23 protein-coding genes are annotated in these 23,190 nt (G+C 70.8%); 20 read left to right on the plus strand and 3 right to left on the minus strand.

The genetic code is table 11. The features are described 5' to 3' along the window. The first annotated feature begins 7 nt into the window (after positions 1-7). From ACIRD8_RS18010 to lysA, 5 genes are read left to right on the plus strand one after another with little or no spacing between them, the layout of a single operon-like run. Entirely contained in the window at positions 8-1,363 is a 1,356-nt protein-coding gene (locus ACIRD8_RS18010) for a lysine N(6)-hydroxylase/L-ornithine N(5)-oxygenase family protein (protein ID WP_403992022.1), read from the plus strand. After that, the gene (locus ACIRD8_RS18015; protein WP_403992025.1) at positions 1,360-1,746 is read left to right on the plus strand and encodes a cupin domain-containing protein; all 387 of its coding nucleotides are present in this window, start codon (positions 1,360-1,362) and stop codon (positions 1,744-1,746) included. Before ACIRD8_RS18010 ends, ACIRD8_RS18015 begins: the two co-directional genes overlap by 4 nt. Continuing rightward, positions 1,743-3,263 (plus strand): class I tRNA ligase family protein, encoded by a 1,521-nt coding sequence (locus ACIRD8_RS18020; protein WP_403992028.1) that lies wholly within the window; start codon positions 1,743-1,745, stop codon positions 3,261-3,263. Before ACIRD8_RS18015 ends, ACIRD8_RS18020 begins: the two co-directional genes overlap by 4 nt. Before the next feature lie 51 nt (positions 3,264-3,314). Next, positions 3,315-4,589 carry an acetyl-CoA carboxylase biotin carboxylase subunit family protein gene (locus ACIRD8_RS18025; protein WP_403992031.1) on the plus strand — a complete coding sequence of 425 codons (1,275 nt, stop codon included), beginning with the start codon at positions 3,315-3,317 and terminating at the stop codon, positions 4,587-4,589. 2 nt (positions 4,590-4,591) lie between these two features. Next, positions 4,592-5,890 (plus strand): diaminopimelate decarboxylase, encoded by a 1,299-nt coding sequence (gene lysA / locus ACIRD8_RS18030; protein WP_403992034.1) that lies wholly within the window; start codon positions 4,592-4,594, stop codon positions 5,888-5,890. A 79-nt stretch (positions 5,891-5,969) separates the two neighbouring features. On the opposite strand, the gene hypB is transcribed toward lysA, so the two are convergent. Continuing rightward, positions 5,970-6,698, minus strand: a complete 729-nt coding sequence (hypB, locus tag ACIRD8_RS18035; RefSeq protein ID WP_403992807.1) for a hydrogenase nickel incorporation protein HypB — start codon at positions 6,696-6,698, stop codon at positions 5,970-5,972. Between the two features lie 54 nt (positions 6,699-6,752). After that, positions 6,753-7,082, minus strand: coding sequence for a hydrogenase maturation nickel metallochaperone HypA (locus ACIRD8_RS18040; protein WP_403992037.1), 330 nt, complete (start codon positions 7,080-7,082; stop codon positions 6,753-6,755). A 262-nt stretch (positions 7,083-7,344) separates the two neighbouring features. On the opposite strand from ACIRD8_RS18040, the gene ACIRD8_RS18045 reads away from it, so the two are divergent. From ACIRD8_RS18045 to ACIRD8_RS18110, 14 genes are read left to right on the plus strand one after another with little or no spacing between them, the layout of a single operon-like run. After that, positions 7,345-8,400, plus strand: coding sequence for a hydrogenase expression protein HypE (locus ACIRD8_RS18045; RefSeq protein WP_403992040.1), 1,056 nt, complete (start codon positions 7,345-7,347; stop codon positions 8,398-8,400). Between the two features lie 45 nt (positions 8,401-8,445). Then, positions 8,446-10,239: a nickel-dependent hydrogenase large subunit gene (locus ACIRD8_RS18050; RefSeq protein WP_403992043.1), complete on the plus strand. Its 1,794-nt coding sequence runs from the start codon at positions 8,446-8,448 to the stop codon at positions 10,237-10,239. Next, positions 10,239-11,180 (plus strand): NifU family protein, encoded by a 942-nt coding sequence (locus ACIRD8_RS18055; RefSeq protein WP_403992046.1) that lies wholly within the window; start codon positions 10,239-10,241, stop codon positions 11,178-11,180. The genes ACIRD8_RS18050 and ACIRD8_RS18055 overlap by 1 nt, the downstream gene beginning before the upstream one ends. Further along, positions 11,177-11,830 carry a DUF5947 family protein gene (locus ACIRD8_RS18060; protein ID WP_403992048.1) on the plus strand — a complete coding sequence of 218 codons (654 nt, stop codon included), beginning with the start codon at positions 11,177-11,179 and terminating at the stop codon, positions 11,828-11,830. The genes ACIRD8_RS18055 and ACIRD8_RS18060 overlap by 4 nt, the downstream gene beginning before the upstream one ends. Then, positions 11,827-12,468 (plus strand): DUF6084 family protein, encoded by a 642-nt coding sequence (locus ACIRD8_RS18065; protein WP_403992051.1) that lies wholly within the window; start codon positions 11,827-11,829, stop codon positions 12,466-12,468. The genes ACIRD8_RS18060 and ACIRD8_RS18065 overlap by 4 nt, the downstream gene beginning before the upstream one ends. Next, entirely contained in the window at positions 12,465-13,868 is a 1,404-nt protein-coding gene (locus ACIRD8_RS18070; protein WP_403992054.1) for a hypothetical protein, read from the plus strand. Before ACIRD8_RS18065 ends, ACIRD8_RS18070 begins: the two co-directional genes overlap by 4 nt. Further along, positions 13,865-13,984 (plus strand): DUF6893 family small protein, encoded by a 120-nt coding sequence (locus ACIRD8_RS18075; protein WP_403992057.1) that lies wholly within the window; start codon positions 13,865-13,867, stop codon positions 13,982-13,984. The genes ACIRD8_RS18070 and ACIRD8_RS18075 overlap by 4 nt, the downstream gene beginning before the upstream one ends. Positions 13,985-14,019: 35 nt before the next feature. Further along, positions 14,020-14,232, plus strand: a complete 213-nt coding sequence (locus ACIRD8_RS18080; protein ID WP_403992060.1) for a hypothetical protein — start codon at positions 14,020-14,022, stop codon at positions 14,230-14,232. A gap of 7 nt (positions 14,233-14,239) precedes the next feature. Beyond that, positions 14,240-14,770: a hydrogenase maturation protease gene (locus tag ACIRD8_RS18085; RefSeq protein WP_403992063.1), complete on the plus strand. Its 531-nt coding sequence runs from the start codon at positions 14,240-14,242 to the stop codon at positions 14,768-14,770. 2 nt (positions 14,771-14,772) lie between these two features. Next, positions 14,773-17,325, plus strand: coding sequence for a carbamoyltransferase HypF (hypF, locus tag ACIRD8_RS18090; protein ID WP_403992066.1), 2,553 nt, complete (start codon positions 14,773-14,775; stop codon positions 17,323-17,325). Between the two features lie 44 nt (positions 17,326-17,369). After that, on the plus strand, positions 17,370-17,663 hold the full coding sequence (locus ACIRD8_RS18095) for a HypC/HybG/HupF family hydrogenase formation chaperone (RefSeq protein ID WP_403992069.1): 294 nt from the start codon (positions 17,370-17,372) through the stop codon (positions 17,661-17,663). Next, positions 17,660-18,763: a hydrogenase formation protein HypD gene (gene hypD, locus ACIRD8_RS18100; RefSeq protein WP_403992072.1), complete on the plus strand. Its 1,104-nt coding sequence runs from the start codon at positions 17,660-17,662 to the stop codon at positions 18,761-18,763. Before ACIRD8_RS18095 ends, hypD begins: the two co-directional genes overlap by 4 nt. Before the next feature lie 32 nt (positions 18,764-18,795). Beyond that, a complete protein-coding gene (gene hypE, locus ACIRD8_RS18105; protein WP_403992810.1) occupies positions 18,796-19,896 on the plus strand; it encodes a hydrogenase expression/formation protein HypE in 1,101 nt (366 codons plus the stop codon). Further along, entirely contained in the window at positions 19,897-20,652 is a 756-nt protein-coding gene (locus ACIRD8_RS18110) for a DUF6390 family protein (RefSeq protein ID WP_403992075.1), read from the plus strand. An 87-nt stretch (positions 20,653-20,739) separates the two neighbouring features. On the opposite strand, the gene ACIRD8_RS18115 is transcribed toward ACIRD8_RS18110, so the two are convergent. Then, positions 20,740-22,101 (minus strand): peptidase C39 family protein, encoded by a 1,362-nt coding sequence (locus ACIRD8_RS18115; RefSeq protein WP_403992078.1) that lies wholly within the window; start codon positions 22,099-22,101, stop codon positions 20,740-20,742. A 173-nt stretch (positions 22,102-22,274) separates the two neighbouring features. Between ACIRD8_RS18115 and ACIRD8_RS18120 the strand changes: the two genes are divergently transcribed. Next, entirely contained in the window at positions 22,275-22,889 is a 615-nt protein-coding gene (locus ACIRD8_RS18120) for a uridine kinase (protein WP_403992081.1), read from the plus strand. Positions 22,890-23,190 lie beyond the last annotated feature (301 nt).

Raw genomic sequence — 23,190 nt, forward strand, 5'->3', positions numbered from 1 at the left:
AGACCCCATGACCAGTGCCTCCCCCGGGGGACACCCGCACCACCAGCTCCTGGGCATCGGCTTCGGCCCCTCGCACCTGTCCCTGAGCGCACTGCACGCGTCCGCCGGAGCGGCGGCCGCCGGGACCGGGCTGCACTTCCTGGAGTCCAGGGACACCTTCTCCTGGCACCCGGACATGCTGCTGCCCGGTGCCCGGATGCAGGTCGCCTTCCTGAAGGACTTGGTGACGCCCCGGGACCCGACCAGTCCGTACAGCTTCGTCAACTACCTGGTGTCCAAGGGCAGGCTGGAGCCATTCCTCAACCTCGGCACGCTCAACCCGACCCGCCGGGAGTACGTGGACTACTTCCGCTGGGCGGCCGGGCGGCTCGCCCCGTACGTCACCTACGGCGCCACCGCCGAGCGGATCCGCCCGGTGACCGGTCCCGACGGGGAGGTCACCCGGCTGGAGGTGGACCACCGCGGCCCGGACGGCGGCCGGCACACCGTCTCGGCCGGCCATGTCTCCCTGGCCCCCGGCGGTACACCGGTCGTCCCGCCCGGCGTCGACCCGCGCACTCTGGAGAACGGCACCGTCTTCCACAGCAGTTCCTTCCTCGGCCGTGTCCGGTCCTTCCACGACCGTGGCCGTGAACTCCCGTACCGCTTCCTGGTGGTGGGCGCCGGGCAGAGTGCCGCGGAGATCTTCCAGTACCTGGCGGGCGAGTTCCCGGCGGCCGAGGTGACCCTGGCGCACCGCGGTTTCGCCCTGATGCCGGCCAACAGCAGTGCGCTGGCCAACGCCATCTTCGACCCTGCGTCGGTCGATCTGTTCCACGGCGCCGATTCCGCGCGCCGCCGCGCCATCCTCACCGACCTCAAGGCCACCAACTACGCGGCCGTCGACGACGAGGACATCAGCGCCGTCGCCGAACTGCTCTACGACCAGCGGGTGCACGGCGGGGAGCGGCTCCGGCTCCACCGGTTCACCGAGCTGGCCGGGGCGGACGCCGAGGGCGACCTGGCCGCCGCCACCGTGCGCGACCTCCTCTCCGGCACGGCCCGCACCGAGCGGTACGACGCGGTCGTGCTGGCCACCGGTTACGACTTCCGGGAGGCGCGCGGCCTGCTGGCCGGTGTCGACCCGTATCTGCTCAAGGGCGCGGACGGCGAGCTGCTCGTCGACCGTGACTACGCGGTAAGGACCGCCGAGGGGTTCGCCCCGCGGATCTTCCTGCACGGCGCCGCCGAGCACACCCACGGCCTGACAAGTACGCTGCTCTCCCTTCTCGCCCACCGCGCCGGGGACATCCTCGACGCGGTGCTGGACACCCCGGCCCTTCCCACCCCTTCCGCCCCTCTTCTCGAAGGAGTCCACGCGTGAGCGGCATCCAGATCCAGCGACGGCGGGAAGCCGTCACCCAGGACGAGTACGGCTGCGCGTTCCGGCGCATCCTGCCCTGGCAGTCCAGCGGGCCCTCGGACACCGGCATGGGCGTCTGTACGGTCGCGCCCGGCGCGGCGACCACCCCGCACTCCCACGAGGACCACGAGCAGTTCTACGTGGTGCGCGGCAGCGGCCGGGTCGAGGTCGACGGGGAGCGTACGGACATCGCGGCCGGTGACGCCCTGGTGGTGGGCTCGTACCGGACGCACCACTTCGAGAACGGCTCGGACACCGAGGAGCTGGAGCTCGTGTCGGTCTGGTCCCTCGGGCCGCTCGGCGGGAAGCCCGAGACCGCCGGGTCCCCAGAGGAGAACCGATGACGACGACACCGCGCCGTTTCCTGGTCACCGCCACTCCCCCGACCACCAACGGCGACCTGCACGTGGGCCACCTCTCCGGCCCGTACCTGGGCGCCGACGTCTTCAGCCGCGCGCAGCGGATGCTGGGCCACACCGCGCTGTACGCGTCCGGGGGCGACGACCACCAGACGTACGTGGTCACCACGGCGCAGCGCCTGGGCCTCGACCCGGCCGAGCTCGCCGCCCGGTGCAACGACGAGATCACCGGGACGCTGGAGCTCGCCGACATCGCCATCGACGCGTTCACCCGCCCGGACGACGCCTACCGCGACGGGATACGGGAGTTCTTCGCCGGGCTGTACCGCGCGGGCAGGCTCGTGCCCCGCACCTGGACGTTCCCGTACTGCGCGGAGACCGGGCGCTACCTCCTGGAGGCGTTCGCCACCGGGTACTGCCCCGAGTGCCTGGTCGGCACCTGCGGCGCGATCTGCGAGAACTGCGGGCATCCCAACGACGCGGGCTCACTGCTCTTCGCCGGGAGCACCGGTGCCGGGAAGGACTCCGCCACGGAGCCGCGCCAGGTGGAGATCCTGGTCCTTCCGCTGGAGGAGTACCGCGAGCAGTTCACGGATTTCTACAGCAGACGGCGCGCGACGATGCGCCCGCACGTGCTGCGCTTCGTCGACGAGATGCTGTCCCGCCCGCTGCCCGACTTCCCGGTCAGCTACCCGGCGGAGTGGGGCATCCCGGTCGGGATCGACGGCTTCGAGGGCCAGGTGATCAACGTCTGGGCCGAGATGCTGCCGGGGCTGCGGCACATGGCGGAGGCCGCGAGGGCCAACAGCAGCCCGGAGACGCCCGCGGGTGTGTGGGACAGGGAATCGGGCTTCGAGCTCGTGCAGTTCCTCGGCTACGACAACACGTTCTACTTCTCGTTCGCCCATCTCGGGCTGGCCCTCGCGCACGGCGGACTGATCGAGCCGACGGCGATCGTGACCAACGAGTTCTACCACCTGGACGGGTCCAAGTTCTCCACCAGCCGGCGCCATCTGATCTGGGCCCGGGACCTGGTGGGCAAGTACGGTCCGGACAACGTGCGGTTCCACCTCGCGCTGGGCAACCCGGAGCACCAGCCGGCCGACTTCACCGAGGCCGGCTTCCTGGAGACCGTACGCGCCCGGCTGCACGAGCCGCTCCTGGAGGTCGCCACGGCGCTGGCCCCGCACACCGGACGGCCCGTCACCGTCCGGCCCGGGACCGAGGCGCTCCTGGACCGCTACCGGGACCGGATGCGGCGGGCGTACACGCTGGAGACGTTCTCGATGCGCCAGGCCGCGGAGACGACGGCGAACCTGCTCGCGCTGCTCGCCGCCAGGGCGGCCGAGGATCCCGGGCTCGCCGTCTCCGGCCTGCGTGTCCTCGCCTCCGAGGCCGCGCCGCTGGTGCCCGGCCTGGCGTCCGTGATCGAGGCCCGGTACGCCGATGCCGGTCCGGGCACCGTCCCGGTACTGTCCGGCCTCCTCCCCGTTCCCCTCTGAGCGGCCTCCCCGCCGCCCAGTCCCCCCCGCAACCGACCGCAAGGCAGAACCATGCACATCGCGTTCGTCGACTCGAACCCCGCCGCACTCGAAGCGATCCGGCTGGCCAAGGAGGCCGGCCACCGGGTCACCTACCTCCAGTCCGCCGAGCCCTTCTACCCGCCCACCGAGAGGAACCTGCGGATCGTCGGGTCCGTGGACCACCTGGTCGACGGCTTGGTGACCACCGACGCCGGGACCGTCACCCGGGTGCTCGCGGCCCGTCACGCCGTGGACCCCATCGACGTCGTCACCGGGCAACTGGAGCTGAGCGCCGAGGCCGTGGCGCTCGCCTGCCGGGAGCTCGGTCTGCGGGGCACGGCGACCGACGCCGTACTCACCGCCCGCCGCAAGGACCGGTGCCGGGCGGCCCTGGAGAAGGCGGGACTGGCCTCCGCGCGGTACGCCCTGGCCGGGACCGAGGAGGAGGTGCTGGCCGCGGCCGAGGAGATCGGCTACCCGGTGATCCTCAAGCCGCCGTCGGGCGCGGACAGTCTGCTCTCCTGCGTGGCCACGAACGCCGCCGAGGCGGCAGCCGGCTGCCGGGCCGTGCTGACCGGCCTGGACGCCGTGCCCGCGCAGTGGCACGAACAGTTCACCCGTGGCGTCCTCGTCGAGGAGTATCTGGTCGGCACCCTGGTCTCGGTCGAACTGGGCGCGAGGGACGGGGAGTTCTACCCGTTCGCGGTCTCCGGACGGTTCCGCTGGGCGGAGGACGAGGTGGTGGAGCTGGGTTCGTACATCCCCGCGCACCTCCCCGACGACGGGTCCGCCGCCTGCGTCGCGTACGCGATCGACGTCTGCCGGGCGATCGGCCTGGACCTGGGCGTGTTCCACATGGAGATCATGGTCACCGAGCGCGGACCGGTCCTGGTGGAGGTCAACCCACGGGTGATGGGCGGCGCGCTGCCCACCATCTACCGGCACGCCACCGGCACGGACATCTTCTCCGGCCTGCTGAGCATTCTGGAGCCGGGCGCCGAGGTGGCACTGCCCGGCGCGCTCGACGGCTGTGTCGGCGGGCGCAAGGTGATGGCCCGCGACGGCGGCACCCTCGCGGCCGGGGCGTCGCTGGAGTGGATCGCCGACGAACCCGGGGTCCTGGAGGTCGTCGGCTTCGACAGCTACGGCACGGGGCCGGGCGGGCAGGTCTCCGCGGGGCAGATCGTGGCCCGTTTCATGCTGCGCGGCCCGGACCATCCGTCCGTGGTACGGACGGCCGAGCGGATCCTGCGCCGTTTGGAAGAGGATCTCGGCGTTGCCCTGATGATCGGTGAGAAGGACTGACCATGACCTCCGTATCCTCCTCTTCCCCCGCCGCTCCGCCCCGTACGGGCGCGTTGCCCGGCCCCCTCGACGGGCCCCGGCTCGCGGGCGCGGTCGCGGAGCACGGCACCCCGCTGTGGGCGTACGACGCCGGGACGATCCGCGCGCAGATCGACCGGCTGCGCCGCTTCGACGTCATCCGCTTCGCCCAGAAGGCCTGCTCGAACGTGCACATCCTGCGCCTGATGCGCGAGGAGGGCGTACTGGTCGACGCCGTGTCGGAGGGTGAGATCGAGCGGGCGCTCGCGGCCGGCTACCGGGTCGAGGGAGCCGACGAGCCGATCGTCTTCACCGCGGACCTGCTGAACCGCTCCACACTGCGCCGGGTCGTCGAGCTGGGGATCCCGGTCAACGCCGGCTCCCCGCAGATGCTCGACCAGGTGGGTGCCGCTTCCCCCGGCCACCCGGTGTGGATCCGGGTCAACCCGGGCTTCGGGCACGGGCACAGCCGCAAGACCAACACCGGTGGGGAGCACAGCAAGCACGGCATCTGGCACGAGCACCTGGAGGAGAGCCTCGCGCTGGTCGACCGGCACGGGCTCGACCTCGTCGGCCTGCACATGCACATCGGCTCCGGGGTGGACTACAGCCATCTGGAGTCGGTCTGCGAGACCATGGTCAAGCAGGTCAGGATGGCCGGGCGTGACATCCGGGCCATCTCGGCCGGCGGGGGACTCTCCGTGCCGTACGCGCCGGGCGACCCGGAGATCGACACCGACCGCTACTTCGAGCTCTGGGACGCGGCCCGCCAGGAGCTCGTCTCCGAGCTCGGCCACCCGGTCCGTCTGGAGATCGAGCCCGGCCGCTTCCTGGTGGCGGGCTCGGGTGTGCTGGCCGCCGAGGTCCGCGCCCAGAAGCCCGTGGGCAGCAACTACTTCGTCCTGGTGGACGCCGGGTTCAACGACCTGATGCGGCCCGCGATGTACGGCAGCAACCACCGCGTCTCGATCCTGGGCGCCGACGGCACCCTCTGCGACCGGGACGCCCGCGACACGGTCCTGGCCGGTCCCCTCTGCGAGTCGGGGGACGTCTTCACCCAGGTCGAGGGCGGCGACGTGGAGCCGGTGCCGCTGCCCCGCACCGAGGTCGGCGACCTGGTCGTGTTCCACGACACCGGGGCGTACGGCGCGAGCATGTCGTCGAACTACAACTCCCGGCCGCTCATCCCCGAGGTCCTGGTGGACGGCGACGAGACCAGGCTGATCCGCCGCCGCCAGACGATCACGGAACTGCTGGCCCCGGAACTCGACCCCGCGCTCTGACGTGAGGGCTGGAGGCCGCCGCGGAAGCCGGTGGCCTCCAGCGGTCGTACGGTCGCGAGGGGGGGCACCGGGTGACCGGCTACCGCTGTTCCGTCAGCCAGTCGTACCACTGGGCCATGTTCTCCCCGGTGGTCGCGGAGACCGTCAGCACGCGCACGTCCGGATTCACCGAGCGCGCGTGCCGCGCGCACTGTTCGACGTCGAAGTCCACGTAGGGCAGCAGATCGGCCTTGTTGATCAGGATCAGGTCGGCGGCGGCGAACATGTACGGGTACTTGAGTGGCTTGTCCGTACCCTCGGTGACCGAGATGATCACCACCTTGGCGCGTTCCCCCAGGTCGAACAGGGCGGGGCACACCAGGTTGCCGACGTTCTCGACCATGAGCAGTGAGTCCTCGGCCGGGGACAGCGCAGTGAGGGCGTCCCGCATCATCTCCGCGTCCAGATGGCATCCCGCCCCGGTGTTCACCTGCACCACGGCGCAGCCCGTGCGCCTGATCCGGTCGGCGTCGAGCCCGGTCTCCTGATCCCCCTCGACGACGGCCACGGGCCGGCGGCCGTCGAGGTCGCCGATGGTGCGTTCGAGCAGGGTGGTCTTGCCGGCGCCCGGTGAGCTCATCATGTTCACGGCCACCACACCGCGGCCGGACATCCACGTCCGGTTGCGCTCCGCGAGGAGGTCGTTCTTGGCGAGCACCTTCTGCTCGATGGTGACGGTCTCGCCGGCGTCGTCCGACGGAGGAGTCCCGTGCGGATGGGTGTGCGGATGCGGATGGGTGTGAACGGGTGCATCGTCCGGCCGCAGCATCACGACCCTGGTCCCGCCGGACTCCCCGGAACAGCCGCAGGTACCACACATGGGTCAGCCCACTTTCATGGAAACGATCTGCAGTTCCTGTCCCGATGTGATCTCCACATCCGCGCTGCCGCAGGGACACAGCAGAATCAGGTCGGTCAGGGTGAACTCGATGGCACAGGTGCGGCAGCGGCCGGACCCGGGCGGCTGGTCGATCTCCAGCCGCGCCCCCGCGGCGACCGTTCCCTCGGCGACCAGGCCGAAGCAGAACTGCATCGAGTCGGGCACCACGGCGGTGAGCACGCCGACACGGACACGGACCGAGTGGACCGGACGCCCCGCGGCTCGTTCGCACACCGAGTCGACGACGCTCTGTGTGATTGCCAGCTCGTGCACCGGTGCCTCGTTCTCCCGCGGGTGCCTCCGACCGTAGGGCCACGGCAGGCGCGTAACGCCTTCCGACCGGACCGATGTCCCGGCCGGATCACCCGACCGGCTCATCGTGTGCGGCCGTTCGGCACCCGAATACCAGAGGCAGAGCGATGAATCATCCGTGTTGCCGGAGCACGTGATCCGAGGCCTGATGGTACCAATGTGCGCGAACCCATCTGTGGGGGCCGATGGCCGGTAGGCCGTCATCCCGAAAGGCGGCACCGCCATGCCGACGAAGGAAGCAGTAAAGGCCGAGGACACACTGATCCATGTTCTGTGGATCAACGCAGGACTCAGCTGTGACGGCGATTCCGTCTCTCTGACTGCTGCCACTCAGCCGAGCATCGAGGAGATCGCGCTCGGCGCACTGCCGGGCCTCCCCAAGGTCGCTGTCCATTGGCCTCTCATCGATTTCGAGTGCGGCCCGAACGGCGGTGCCGACGATTTCCTCGAATGGTTCTTCAAGGCCGATCGCGGGGAGCTGGAGCCGTTCGTCCTGGTAGTCGAGGGATCCATTCCGAACGAGCGGTTGCACGACGAGGGGTACTGGTGCGGGTTCGGCAACGATCCCGCCACCGGGCAGCCGATGACCACCAGCGAATGGCTCGACCGTCTGGCCCCGAAGGCCACGGCGATCGTCGCGGTGGGTACGTGTGCGACGTACGGCGGCATCCATGCCATGGCGGGCAACCCGACCGGTGCGATGGGCGTCCCCGACTACCTCGGCTGGGACTGGAAGTCCAAGGCCGGCATCCCGATCGTGTGCGTCCCCGGGTGCCCGATCCAGCCGGACAACCTGTCGGAGACGCTCACCTACCTGCTCTACATGGCCACCGAGCAGGCACCGATGATTCCGCTGGACGACGCGCTGCGGCCGACCTGGCTCTTCGGGTCGACGGTCCACGAGGGCTGTGACCGGGCCGGGTACTACGAGCAGGCCGACTTCGCGACGGAGTACGGCTCGCCGAAGTGCATCGTCAAGCTCGGCTGCTGGGGTCCCGCGGTCAAGTGCAACGTGCCCAAGCGCGGCTGGATGAACGGCATCGGCGGCTGCCCCAATGTCGGCGGCATCTGCATCGGCTGCACCATGCCGGGGTTCCCGGACAAGTTCATGCCGTTCATGGACGAGCCCCCCGGCGGAAAGCTCTCGACCAACACGGTCGGGCTGTACGGGTCGACGATGCGGCGCCTGCGTCACATCACCACCCACACCCTGGACCGCGAACCGAAATGGCGTAGGCCCGGCAAGGAACTCAAGACCGGCGCCACACGCACCTGGTAAGTGACCGCTGAACACCGCGACGGACAGAAAGATGAGGCGGCACACATGACCGCGACGCAGCACAAGGGCGCCGGAGGAGGCCGGGGCACGAACGACCTGGTCGAAATGGCGTGGGATCCCATTACCCGGATCGTCGGCAGCCTGGGCATCTACACGAAGATCGACTTCAAGCAGAAAGTGGTGGCCGAGTGTCATAGCACCAGCTCCATCTTCCGCGGCTATTCGGTCTTCATGAAGGGAAAGGATCCGCGGGACGCGCACTTCATCACGAGTCGCATCTGCGGAATCTGCGGTGACAACCACGCCACGTGTTCCTGCTACGCGCAGAACATGGCGTACGGGGTGAAGCCTCCGCACCTCGGCGAATGGATCGTGAATCTCGGCGAGGCCGCGGAGTACATGTTCGACCACAACATCTTCCAGGAGAACCTGGTCGGGGTCGACTACTGCGAGAAGATGGTCGCGGAGACCAACCCAGGGGTGCTGGAGCAGGCCAACCGCACCCCCTCCCCGCACGCCGAGGCACACGGCTACAGGACCATCGGCGACATCATGCGGTCGCTGAACCCGTTCACCGGCGAGTTCTACCGCGAGGCGCTCCAGGTCAGCCGGATGACCCGGGAGATGTTCTGCCTGATGGAGGGCCGGCACGTCCACCCCTCCACGCTCTATCCGGGCGGCGTCGGAACCGTGGCGACCATCCAGCTGATGACGGACTACATCACCAGGCTCCAGCGGTACGTCGAGTTCATGAAGAAGGTCGTGCCGATGCACGACGACCTCTTCGACTTCTTCTACGAAGCCCTGCCGGGATACGAGCAGGTCGGAAACCGGCGGATCCTGCTGGGCTGCTGGGGCTCCTTCCAGGACCCGGAGCACTGCAACTTCGAGTACAAGGACATGACGGACTGGGGACGGAAGATGTACGTCACCCCCGGTGTGGTCGTGGACGGGAAGCTGGTCACCACCGACCTGGTGAAGATCAACCTCGGCATCCGGATCCTGCTCGGTTCGTCGTACTACAACGACTGGGACGAGCAGGAGACGTTCGTCTCCCACGACCCGCTCGGCAACCCGGTCGACCGCCGCCACCCGTGGAACCAGCACACCAACCCGCAGCCGCAGAAGCGGGACCTGGACGACAAGTACAGCTGGGTGATGTCACCGAGGTGGTTCGACGGCAAGGACTACCTCGCCCTCGACACCGGCGGCGGGCCGCTGGCCCGGCTGTGGACCACCGCGCTGGCCGGGCTGGTCGACATCGGCTACATCCAGGCCACCGGCCACAGCGTCAGGATCAACCTCCCCAAGACCGCCCTCAAGGGGCCGGTGGAGCTGGAGTGGCACGTCCCGAAGTGGAGCAACACCATCGAGCGCAACCGCGCGCGCACCTACTTCCAGGCCTACGCGGCCGCCTGCGCACTGCACTTCGCGGAGAAGGCGCTCGTGGAGATCCGGTCCGGGAACACCAAGACCTGGGAGAAGTTCGAGGTCCCCGAGGAGGCTGTGGGCTGCGGGTTCACCGAGGCGGTGCGCGGTGTCCTCTCCCACCACATGGTGATCCGGGACGGCAAGATCGCCAACTACCACCCGTATCCGCCGACCCCGTGGAACGCGAGCCCCCGTGACACGTACGGCACCCCCGGTCCGTACGAGGACGCCGTGCAGGGCCAGCCGATCTTCGAGGAGAACGACCGGGAGAACTTCAAGGGCATCGACATCATGCGTACGGTGCGCAGCTTCGACCCCTGTCTGCCGTGCGGTGTGCACATGTATCTCGGCGAGGGCAAGAAGCTGGAACTCCTGCACTCCCCCACCCAGTCCGCGGGCAGTGAGTGATGGCGCAGGAGGAGCGGCCGGCCGCGCCCGACTGGCGGGCGACCGGTGAACGGATCGACACCCTGATCGCGGCCAGCGGCGCGGGCGGCGCGGTCGCCCGTGAGCGCAGCGAGGAACTGGTCCGGCTCGTCGTCGACTTCTACGGCGCGGGGCTCGAACGGCTGCTGGACCTGGTGCACGAGCAGGGGCGGCTGGACGACGACGTCCTGGCCGCGCTGGCCGGCGACGAGCTGGTGGCCAGCGTGCTGCTGGTGCACGGGCTGCATCCGTACGGCGTGGAGACCCGCGTCGAACAGGCGCTGGAGAGTGTGCGGCCGTATCTGGGGTCGCACGGCGGCGATGTGGAGCTGCTCGACGTCACCGGCGAGGGCACCGTCAGACTGCGGCTGCTGGGCAGCTGCGACGGCTGCCCGTCCTCCTCGGTCACGCTCAAGCTGGCCGTGCAGGGCGCGGTGGAGGCGGCGGCGCCGGAGATCACCTCGATCGAGGTCGAGACGGCGGAGGACGAGGACGCCGGGGCGGCGGGGCCGCTGGTGCCGGTGGACTCGCTGTTCGCCCGGCTGCACACGGATGCCGCGCCGGTCACCGACGGCGCGTCGTGGGAGGCCGTGCCGGAGCTGTCCGGGCTGGAGTCCGGATCCGTGGCCCGGGTCGAGGTCGGCAGGATGCCGGTGGTGGCCTGCCGGGTGGGTGCGGATCTCTTCGCCTTCGAGGACCGGTGCGCGCGCTGCGAGCGGCCGTTCGAGGGGGCCACGCTGGCGCGGCGGCTCGGCGGGGGTTCCGGTGACGCGGTCCTGCGCTGCGCCGGCTGCCGTGCGCACTACAACGTACGGGGGGCCGGGGTCTGCCTCGACGAGGACGGCGGGCATCTGGCCCCGCTGCCCCTGCTGGTGGACGGTGGCTCGGTCTCCGTCTCGGTGCCCGCGGCAGTGGCGCGGTGATCGCGGCCGGACGCTCCGCCTCCCCGGCGGCCGCCCTGCTGCGCCTCACCCGCAACCGGCCGCGGCCGGCCGCCGGTGAGCGCTGCGAGATGTGCGCGGAGCCGATCGGTGAGAGCCACCCCCATGTGGTGAACCTCGACAGCCGTGCGCTGATGTGCGGCTGCCGGGCCTGCTATCTGCTGTTCACGGACGAAAGCGCGGAGTTGCGCTACCGGGCGGTCCCCGAGCGCTATCTGCACTTCGCCGGGCTGACCGTGGACGGGCGGGCCTGGGACGAGTTGCAGATTCCCGTGGGGCTCGCCTTCCTGTTCCGCAATTCCGTCCAGGACCGCATGGTGGCGTTCTATCCGGGCCCCGCCGGGGCCACCGAGTCGGAACTGCCGCTGGACGCCTGGGCGGCCGTCGTCGAGGCGAGCCCGGAGCTCGCCGTGCTGCGCCCCGATGTCGAGGCCCTGCTGATCCGGCGCACCACGGACGGCGGCGGCTCGTGCCATCTGGTGCCGATCGACGCCTGTTACGAGCTGGTGGGCCGACTGCGCACGCTGTGGCGCGGGTTCGACGGAGGGTCGGAGGCGCGGGCCGCGATGGACGCCTTCTTCGCACAGGTGGCGGACCGCAGCCGGCCCGCCGCCGGGATCGGGGCGCCGTGAGCGACTTCGCGTTCTCCGTGCTCGACATCGCCGCCGACCCGTACGCGGCCGCGCCGCAGTTGACGGCACGGCTGCGGATCGAGGAACGGACGGGGCTGCGGGTCCACGCCGTCGCCCTGCACTGCCAGGTGCGCATCGAGCCGCAGCGGCGCCACTACGACGATGCCGAACAGAGCGGTCTTCAGGCCCTGTTCGGCGGGCGGGAGCGCTGGACGGACACCTTGAAGCCGTTCCGGTGGATGAGCTGCGACACGACGGTGCAGGGGTTCACGGACGCCACCGAGGTCGACCTCGCCCTGCCCTGCACGTACGACTTCGATGTGGTCGGCTCCCGCTATCTGCACGCCCTGGGCGAGGGTTCGGTGCCGCTCGCCCTGATGTTCTCGGGCACGGTCTTCACCCGGGGCAGCAAGGGCTTCGGGGTCGAGCAGGTGCCGTGGGACTGCGAGGCCCGGTATCCGATGCCGGTCGCGGTGTGGCGGCACATGATGGCGTCGCACTTCCCGAACGCCGGCTGGATCAGGCTGGACCACGACGTGCTCGCGCGCTTCGCGGACTTCCGGGCCCGGCGCGGGCTGATCAGCTGGGACGAGACGGTCCAGGCCCTCCTGGCCGAGCACGACGGGGTGGCCTTGTGAGTCTTGACCAGGTGCGCACGATCGCCGACGCCGTGCTGTACGAGGGGTACCTCCTCTACCCGTACCGCGCGAGCTCGCACAAGAACCGCTCGCGCTGGCAGTTCGGCGTCCTCGGGCCCCCGCACGCCGCGGCGGCGAGTTTCGGCGAGGAGCCCGGGATGGAGACGCAGTGCCTGCTGGCACCGGGGGACGGCCCGGCGGCCGTCACCGTCCATCTGCGCTTCCTCCAGCTCCAGGTCCGCGAGGTACGGAGCATCGGCGAGGACGGCATCGAGGTGCCGGTGGACCAACTCACCGTCGACGGTGCGTCGGTGATGTCCTGGGACGAGGCGGTGGAGCAGGAAGTCGTGCTGGCCGCACTGCCGTTGGACGAACCCGCCGACTCCGTGTACGAGGTGGCGGGCGGCGAGGAGTCCGAGCCGGTGACCGACGCGCGGGGCACGGTGGTGGGCAGGATCGTCCGCCGGCGGCTGCCGCTGGCGGTCCGCATCCGTACGCATGCCGTCATGGACGACGGCTACGTACGCCTGACAGTGGGCGTCACCAACGAGCACCCGGAACCGGCGGACACCAAGGACTCCGCGATCCGGGCGTCCCTGATCGGGGCGCATCTGCTCCTCAGCGCCCACGACGCCGAGTTCGTCTCGCTGCTCGAACCGCCCGCCGAAGCGGCGGCGGCAGCCGGACGGTGCCGGCAGCACAGGTGCTGGCCCGTGCTGGCCGGCCCGAGGGGCACGACGGACACCCTGCTCGGCGCCCCGATCATCCTGTACGACTACCCGGAGGTCGCCGAGCAGAGCCCGGGCGCCCTGTTCGACTCGACCGAGATCGACGAGATCCTGACCCTCCGTGTGATGACCATGACGGAGGAGGAGAAGGCGGAGGCCCGCGCCACCGACCCCCGGGCCAGGGAGATCATCGACCGGTGCGACGGGATGTCGCCCGCCGAACTCCAGCAGTTGCACGGCCTCTTGCGCGATCCTCACGCCCCGCAGCCGTCGGCTCCCGTGGGTCCGCCCGGCGATGTGCGGGACGTGGAGCCCGCCGCCTTCGACACCGCGGGCGCGCCCTGGTGGGATCCGGCGGCCGACGCATCGGTCCGGCCGGAGACCGACGCCGTGGTCATCGACGGGGTGCGGGTGGCCAAGGGCAGCCTGGTCCGCGTCCATCCCTCCCGGCGGGCGGACGCACAGGACCTGTTCTTCGCCGGCCAGGTGGCCCGGGTGACCGCGGTGCTCGCGGACGTGGACGGCGGTACGCACATCGCGCTGGTCCTCGTCGACGACCCGGCGTCCGACCTGCACGACTGGTACGGCCGCTACTTCTACTTCGCGCCCGACGAGCTGACACCCCTGAGCGTCGAGGAGTCGGCGCCGTACCGAGAGGAGAACCGATCGTGAAGAACCTGGGCTTCGTCACCGCCGTCCTGGGGGCGGCCGTGGCAGCCGTCGCCGTGGGCGTCGGGATCAGGTCGATCCCCGACATCCGCCGCTACCTGCGCATCCGTTCCATGTGAATCCCGGCCCGAGAGATGTGAGTGAGGAGCACCCCATGGCGGACACACCGGAGAAGAACAGCGCGGTCCAGGAGGAGCCGCAGGAGGAACGGGGCCCGATGGGCTCTCGCGACACCGGCTCGGACCAGCCCGAAGCCGGGCCTGCCGACCGGCCGTCGGGCACCTCGGACGAGCGGTCCGACACCTCCGTACAGCCGAAGAAGGCCAAGCACCCGAAGGCGCCCGGCCTCCAGTCCGGTGGCGGCTGAGCCGAGGATGACGGACGAACCACCGACGGCGGCCCGGGTCCTGGTCGCGGGCATCGGCAATCTCTTCCTGAGCGACGACGGCTTCGGCCCGGAGGCCGTACGCCGGCTGGCCGCCGAGGGCGGACTGCCCGGGCAGGTCCGGGTGGTGGACTACGGGATCCGCGGCATGCATCTCGCGTACGACCTGCTCGACGGGTACGACGCGCTGGTGCTGGTCGACGCGTACCCGGGCGGCGGCGCGCCCGGGGAGGTGACGGTCCTGCGCATCGGCCCGGAGGACCTCGGTACGGGTGAATTCGACGCCCATGGCATGAATCCGGTCGCGGTGCTGGCAAATCTGGATCAATTGGGCGGTACTCTTCCGCTCACCTTCCTCGTCGGCTGTACGCCCGCCGGGGTCGAGGAGGGCATCGGGCTCAGCGAAGCCGTCGGCCGTGCGGTGCCCGAGGCGGTCCAGGCGGTGCACACCCTGGTCCGGCAGCTTGTCCCCGCCGTACCGACCGCGTCCGTGAAGAGCGCCGAACTCCGGAGATCCTGATCATGTGCCTAGGCATTCCTGGCCGCGTCGTGGAGATCGTGGACGGCTATGCGGGCCAGCTGGCCCTGGTGGATGTCGAGGGTGCCCGGCGGCGCGTCAACATCGGCATGCTCGATGATCCGCCCGGCTGCGACGACTGGGTGCTCCTGCACATGGGCTTCGCCGTCGAGCTCATCGACCGGGAGAAGGCACGGGAGGCCATGTCGGGCCTGGAGATGATGGGGCGCGGCCGGGAGGAGCGGATCCGCCGCAGGTTCGAGGTGCGCGGCGTCGTGCAGGGCGTGGGCTTCCGGCCCTTCGTCTATGTCACCGCCTCCGAGCTGATGCTCGGAGGCGCTGTGACGAACACCGGCGACGGGGTGCTCGCCGAGGTCGAGGGACCGGCCGACGCCGTGGCGGAGTTCGGCCGCCGGCTGCGGTCCGACTGCCCGCCGCTCGCGATCGTCGAGGACGTACGGACCAGCGATCTGCCGACGCGCGGCGGGACTGGCTTCACCATCGAGCACTCCCGTACGGCCGGCCGGGCCAGGACGCTCGTCCCGCCCGACATCGCCACCTGCCGCGACTGTCTGGACGAGCTGGCCGACCCGTCGGACCGGCGCTACCGCCACCCCTTCATCACCTGTACGCACTGCGGTCCCCGGTTCACGATCGTCACCGGCCTGCCCTACGACCGGGCAGCGACCACGATGGCCGACTTCGAGATGTGCGCGGCCTGCCGGTCCGAGTACGAGGATCCGGGCGACCGGCGCTTCCACGCCCAGCCGGTCGCCTGCCCCGACTGCGGGCCCCGGCTCGAACTGACCGTCGGCGAAGGGGTGTCCCCGTCCCGCGACGAGGACGCGCTGCGCACGGCCCGCAAGCTCCTGGCCGACGGCGGGATCATCGCGGTCAAGGGCCTCGGCGGGTACCACCTGGTGTGCGACGCCCGCAACGCGGCGGCCGTGACCGAGCTGCGCCGGCGCAAGCGGCGCGGCGGCAAGCCGTTCGCGGTGATGGTCCGGGACCTCGACGTGGCCCGGGAGCTGGTGACCGTCACGGCGGACGAGGAGGCACTCCTGACCGGTGGCCGCCGCCCGATCGTGCTCCTGCCCCGGCGTCCCGCCGGGCCCGGTGCCGGGGTGTCCGACGCCGTGGCGCCCGGCTGCCCCGACCTCGGGCTGCTGCTTCCGTACACGCCGTTGCACGTCCTGCTCTTCGGGATCGGCGACGACGATCCGGGCCCGGACGCGCTGGTGATGACGTCGGCCAATCTGTCGGGCGAGCCGATCGTCACCGACGACGGCGACGCGCTGACGGTGCTCGCGCCGCTGGTCGACGCCTGGCTGCGGCACGACCGGCGGATCCATGTGCCGTGCGACGACTCGGTGAGCCGCTGGGTGGCGGGTGCCGAGCTGCCGCTGCGCCGCTCACGCGGGTACGCCCCGCTGCCGCTCGCGCTGCCCTTCGACGTGCCCCCCACGCTCGCGGTGGGCGCCGATCTGAAGAACACCTGCGCGCTGGGCGAGGGCCGCTACGCCTGGCTGAGCCAGCACATCGGCGACATGGACGACCTGTCCACGGTCGACGCGCTGACCCGCACCGAGAAGCACCTCGAAGAACTCACCGGGGTGGAGCCGGCCCTGTTGGTCGCGGACCGTCATCCCGGCTACCACTCCGGCGCCTGGGCCCGGGACCGTGCGGCCGGGCGGCCCGTGCGTACCGTGCAGCACCACCACGCGCACATCGCGTCCGTCATGGCCGAACACGGCCTGGGCCGGGACGCGCGGGTCATCGGCATCGCCTTCGACGGCACCGGCCACGGCGACGACGGCGCGGCCTGGGGCGGCGAGGTCCTGGTGGCGGGCTACGCGTCGTTCCGCCGGGCCGCCCACCTGGGTTACGTACCGCTGGCCGGGGGTGACGCGAGCGTGCTGCGGCCCTACCGGATGGCGCTGGCGCATCTGCACGCGGCGGGCGTTCCCTGGAACGCGGACCTGCCGGCCGTCCTGGCCTGCCCGGCAGCCGAACGCGAGGTGCTGGCGCACCAGTTCACCACCGGCTTCGGCTGTGTGCCGACGTCGGGGATGGGCCGGCTCTTCGACGCGATCGCGTCCCTCGCGGGCGTACGGCACGAGGTGGCGTTCGAGGCGGAGGCGGCCATGGAGCTGGAGGGGCTGGCCCGGGGCGCGACGGCTGATCCCCTGGTCGCGGAGTGCGGCTACGGCTTCGCGATCCGGCCCGGTGCGGACGGGGAGCCCGCCGTCGCGGACCCGGGACCGGTCGTGCGTGCCGTGGTGTCCGACGTACGGGCCGGGGTCTCCGCCGGAGTGATCGCCGCCCGCTTCCACGCGGCCGTCGCCACCCTGGTCGTCGATCTCGCCGACCTCTGCCGCGCGGGCACCGGGCTCGACACCGTGGCCCTCGGCGGTGGCGTCTTCCAGAACGCCCTGCTGCTCGAATCGACCCGACACGGCCTGGCGGAGCGCGGATTCACCGTTCTCCGGCCACGGCTGCTCCCGCCCAACGACGGCGGGATCGCCCTCGGCCAGCTCATGATCGCCGCAGCGGGCTGACACCGCCGCTCCCGTACCCGAGAGATCCACAGAGAAGAGGGACCATGTGTCTGGCTGTTCCGGGGTGCGTCCTCAGTACCGCCGAAGTCGACGGCACCGTGATGGCCGAGGTGGACTTCGGCGGGGTGCGCAAGGAGGTCTGTCTCCAGTACATCCCCGATGTGACGGTCGGTGAATACGTCATCGTGCACGTCGGTTTCGCCATCCAGCGCCTGGACGAACGGTCGGCCAAGGAGACCCTGGCCAACTTCGACCGGCTCGGCATCCTCGCCGAGGAGTTCGGCGACCCCCTCTCAGTCACAGCCCAGAGCACGTCCCCCGAAGGAGCCGGCCGGTGAAGTACCTCGACGAGTTCAGCGACCCCGATCTCGCGAAGAAGATCATCGATCAGATCCACGCGGTCACCACGCGGAACTGGGCGATGATGGAAGTCTGCGGCGGGCAGACCCACTCGATCATCCGCCACGGCATCGACCAACTGCTGCCGGACGGCGTGGAGATGATCCACGGACCGGGCTGTCCCGTCTGCGTCACCCCGCTGGAGACCATCGACCGGGCGCTGGCCATCGCGGCCCGCCCCGGCGTCATCTTCTGCTCGTTCGGTGACATGCTGCGGGTGCCCGGCAGCAGCCAGGACCTGTTCTCCATCAAGAGCGCCGGGGGCGACGTACGGGTGGTGTACTCACCGCTCGACGCGCTGAAGCTGGCCCGCGAGAACCCGGACCGCGAGGTCGTCTTCTTCGGCATCGGCTTCGAGACCACCGCGCCCGCCAACGCCATGACGGTGTATCAGGCGGCGAAGCTCGGAGTCCGTAACTTCTCGCTGCTGGTCTCCCATGTCCTGGTGCCCCCGGCGATCGCCGCGATCATGGAGTCGTCGACCTGCCGGGTCCAGGCGTTCCTCGCCGCGGGCCATGTGTGCAGTGTGATGGGGACATCCGAGTACCCGCCGCTGGCCCGGAAGTACAAGGTGCCGATCGTGGTCACCGGCTTCGAGCCGCTCGACATCCTGGAGGGTGTCCGACGGACCATCGTGCAGCTGGAGTCGGGGCGGTACGAGGTGGAGAACGCCTACCCCCGGGCGGTGCGCGACGACGGCAACGCGCCGGCCATGAAGATGCTCGCGGATGTCTTCGAGGTGACGGACCGGACCTGGCGCGGGATCGGGGAGATTCCCCGCAGTGGCTGGCGACTCGCGGAGAAGTACCGGGAGTTCGACGCCGAGCAGCGGTTCGACGTGACGGGCATCCACACCGCCGAGTCGTCGCTCTGCCGCTCGGGCGAGGTGCTCCAGGGGCTGATCAAGCCGCATCTGTGCGAGGCGTTCGGCAAGGAGTGCACGCCGAGGAACCCGCTGGGCGCGACGATGGTGTCCACCGAGGGCGCGTGTGCCGCGTACTACACCCACCGCCGGCTGGAACTGGTCGATGCGAAGTGACCGACGTGACTGATGTGACCGACGTGACCGACATGACGGCTGTTGCCCACGGCGTGACCGCGACGCTCGACGGCGTGCCGGACCTCGACTTCGAGGGGTGGACCTGCCCCGTACCGCTGCGTGACATCCCTTCCGTCGTGATGGGTCACGGGGGCGGGGGTGCGATGTCCGGCGAGCTCATCGAGCACCTGTTCCTGCCCGCGTACGGTGCCGCGGCCGCCGCCGACCTCGGGGACTCGGCCGTGCTCACGGTCGGGTCCGGCACCCGGCTCGCCTTCTCCACCGACTCGTTCGTCGTGAAGCCGATGTTCTTCCCCGGCGGGTCGATCGGTGACCTGGCGGTGAACGGGACGGTCAACGACCTGGCCATGTCGGGAGCGACACCCCTGTTCCTGTCGACCGCCTTCATCCTCGCGGAGGGCACCGCGCTGAGCGACCTCGGCCGGATCGCCCAGGACGTGGGCCGGGCGGCGGAGGCCGCCGGTGTCCGGCTGGTCACCGGGGACACCAAGGTCGTCGAGCGCGCCAGTGGTGACGGCGTCTACCTGAACACCTCGGGCATCGGCCTGGTCCCCGACGGCGTGGACATCCACGCACGCCGGGCCCGCCCCGGCGATGCGGTGCTCGTCAGTGGCGACATCGGCGTGCACGGCGTGGCCGTGATGAGCTGCCGGGAAGGCCTGGAGTTCGGTACGACGGTCGAGAGCGACACCGCTCCGCTGCACGGTCTGGTCGCCGCCGTGCTCGCGACCGGCACCGACGTCCATGTGCTCCGGGACCCCACGCGCGGGGGTGTCTCGGCTTCGCTGAACGAGATCGCCCGCGCGTCGGACGTCGGCATCGAACTGGTCGAGCGGCTGCTGCCCGTGCCGCCCACGGTGCGGGACGCGTGCAGCCTGCTCGGGCTCGACCCGCTCCAGGTCGCGAACGAGGGCAAGCTGATCGCGATCGTCCCGGCCGAGGACGCGGACCGGGTGCTGGAGGCGATGCGGGCCCACCCCCTCGGCAGGTCGGCGTGCAGGATCGGCAGCTGCGTACCGGATCACGCCGGGATGGTGGTCGCCAGAACAGGGCTGGGCGGAAATCGAGTCATCGGCCTGCCGATCGGCGAACAGCTGCCGAGGATCTGCTGAGTGAGTGCCGAGGGCGCGCTGCTGTTCGCGCGATACGCCTACCCGCCCAATGAGCTCGGCTACTGCGGCCCGGCCGACGCGGCGGCCCTCCTGCGCCGCGACGCGACCGCCGACATCGAGCGGCGGGCCAGACAGTTCGAGGGCGCCTGGTGCTATCTCCAGTTCCTCGCGGAGACGGCCGGGGTGCGCGACCCGCTCGACGAGCGGGTGGTCGAGGCCTACTGGATCGGCAACGAGCTGCTGGACCTGGCCGATCCCGCCGCCCTCGTGGAGCGCATGACCGACCGGTTCCGGGGACAGCTCGGCGGCACCTGGCGCGAGGCCGGGCGGCGCGCTCTGGCCCATCACAGTTTCCAGGTGTTCGAGGTGTATCCCTGGGCGCCGATACTGCGATCGAGCGGGCACCCGACGGCCCTCACCGTGCTCGACCGGTGCCGCATCCGTACGGGAGTGGTCATCGGTGCCGACAGCGACGTGGCGACCGTACGCTCACGCCCGCTGCGCTGGGACGGTGACGGACTGACCGACGGCGCGTGGCGGGAGGAGACCGTACGCTGCTCGGCCGACGGGCTGACGCTGATCGACCGGCTCTTCCCCGGCGACCGGGTGGCACTGCACTGGGACTGGGTGTGCGATGTGCTCACCGACGAGCAGGCGCAGCGCATCGAGTTCCTCGATGAGCACCGGCGCACCGAGCTGGGCCTGCTCGCCCGGTGCACATCGTCCGCCGCCGGCGGGCCCCAAGGATCCCCGTAAAAGATCTCCCCAGTCGCTCCCCAGCCTTCGGGCGAGATGCGAAAGGGCGCCCTCTCCGAGGTTCTGGAGGGGGCGCCTCTCTCGCTACTACTGGAGTCCGGTGCGACGGAGAACTAGCCTCTGAGCTGGGGTTACTTGGTTCGGCCAGTAGACGTAGCAGACCCCTCCCGTGCCGCTCCTGACCGCGCCGTTCGCGTCGTAGCGCTTGGTGCGGAGCCAGATGTTCTCCCATTCCCGCCGCTTGTACACACGGCGCACCGCGTCGTTGGACGGGGACGCGGGGTCGTTGGCGATGACGTCGCCTGCGGCCGTGAAGCCGATGACGGTCATCAGGTGGCCCGAGGTCCCGTAACCCGCCCCCGTCAGCTCGTCCTTGAGGAACGACTGGGACGTTATGACGGGGATACCGGCGGCGACCAGGTTCTCCAGGTCGGTCAGCGACCCGAGCCGGGTGACCGCGGCGTTCATGTCCCTGTACGTCGCGGCGTAGGCGGCGTTGAAGGGCCAGTTGCCGCACCCGTCGTACTGGTAGTCGAAGGTGTAGCGGGCCGCGTGGCAGACCTGGGGGTCGGCGAGGCCCGGCTTGACCCAGGCCAGGTCCTCGGGGGTGGGCCTGCGGCCCCAGTACTCGATGATCATCTGCGAGGAGGTGGGGCTGCACCAGGCCTCGCCGCCGTTGTCGTACTCCGGGTACTCCCCCACATGGACGTTCTGCGAGTAGCGGGGCACCGCCAGCTCACGGGAGACACCCGGCGCGGTGGCGGGGACGGTGAAGCGGTCCGGGACGTCCGAGGCCATGGCGCCGACCCGGTGGACCGTGGGCGTGAGGCGGGTGCCGGGGGTGCGGTGGAGGGTGAGGCGCAGCCGGTAGGACGCCAGCCGGAGCCCGCTCGCCGCGTCGTCGAGCGAGAAGGTGTCGGTCCAGACGGTGCTCCTGCCGTCCGTCTGGTCGTCGACCGAGGTGCGCCGGATGTCCGTGTCGGCCGAGGCCCAGCGGCCCATCACGTACCAGGGCGTGTCCGTGCCGTCCGAGTAGCTGCCGCGCAGCTCGATCTGGATCCAGGTGCCCGGCGGGGTGTGGGCGTTCCAGGACGCGATCACCTCGGTGGCGGGGACGGCCGAGCGGTGGACCGGGGAGGTCCAGGTCGCGTACTCCCAGGTGCTGGTCGTACCGGTGTGCGGGTCGGTGTAGTCGGTACGTCCGGCGGGGGCGGAGATCACCAGGCCGGGCCGGCGCCCCGCGACGGCCCGGGTCCCGGCGGACGAGCCGCAGCGCCAGTCGGTGTACGTACTCCAGAAACGGTTCTCCACGAGCGGGTCCGCCGCCGGTGACGAGGGGGTCCGGGAGGGGGCGGCGCCCGCCGGGCCGGCGGAGGCCACGGTGCCCGCCCCGGCCGCTGCCGCGAGCGCGGCGGTGAGCACGGTTCTGCGTGAAGTCGGTCCGGTCATGGGCGAGACCTCCGGTCGTCGGCGGATGGGGGCTGCGTGTTCCGATCGGTGCGCCAACTATCGCGGGTCGGGTGCGGATCCGGCCAGTGATTCGCCCCGTGCCGCACCATCAATATTGGTCTGGTCCACTGACGTGACCTGGGCGGCCCCGCCGGAATCGTAGGGTGGGGGACATGAACGACCTGGCGGACCACGCGCACCGGCTGCGCTCCCTGCCCCCGTCCTGCGGGCCGGTCCGGCTGGTCGCGGTCGACGGTCACGCGGGGTCCGGCAAGAGCACGTTCGCCGGCCGGCTGGCGGCGGCACTCGGCGACGCGCCCGTGCTGCGCCTGGACGACCTCGCCACCCACGAGGAGCTCTTCGCCTGGACGGACCGGCTGCGGGCGCAGGTCCTGGATCCGCTCGCGCGGGGCGAGTCCGCGCGGTACGCCCCGTACGACTGGACGGCCCGCCGCTTCGGGCCGCCGAGGACGCTGGACCCGGCCCCCGTGATGCTGGTCGAGGGGGTGGGCGCGGGCCGCACCGCGGTACGGCCGTTCCTCGCGGGACTGCTGTGGATGGAGGGGGACCGCGAGGCCTCCTGGGAGCAGGGCCGGCGCCGCGACGGCCCCGGGCTCTCGGAGTTCTGGGACGGCTGGACGGTCGCGGAGCACCGGCATTTCGCCGACGATCCCTCGTACCCCTTCGCCGATGCGGTGATACGGCGGATGCCCACGGGATATATGTGGCTGGAAGGTCCTCACCCGACAGCGGTGACGAGTCGGATCGTCACGGACAGTGAAGCCTGAGGGACGCCATACCGGTCGGTAGGAAAAAGCGCCGAAGCCGCCCCAACTCGGCTTGACCGAGGGGCCGTACAGGTCTTACGTTCTCAATGTGCGGCTTTTCGGAGCCCTCGCGGACGCGAAGCCCCCGGTTGTTCCCCCGTGATCGGGGGCTTCGTTCTGCCCTCGCACCCCGCCGGACCGGCCCTCCACTCACCCTCGGTCACCGCGGCCGAAGCGCCGGTTACGTACTTAACCGCTCACTCCCTGTGCAGGTACGATGCGTCCCGGGTGTGGGCAATTCCCGTCCCCGGCACGGTGATTA

Source organism: Streptomyces sp. NPDC102451 (genome assembly GCF_044765485.1).
GTDB lineage: Bacteria > Actinomycetota > Actinomycetes > Streptomycetales > Streptomycetaceae > Streptomyces.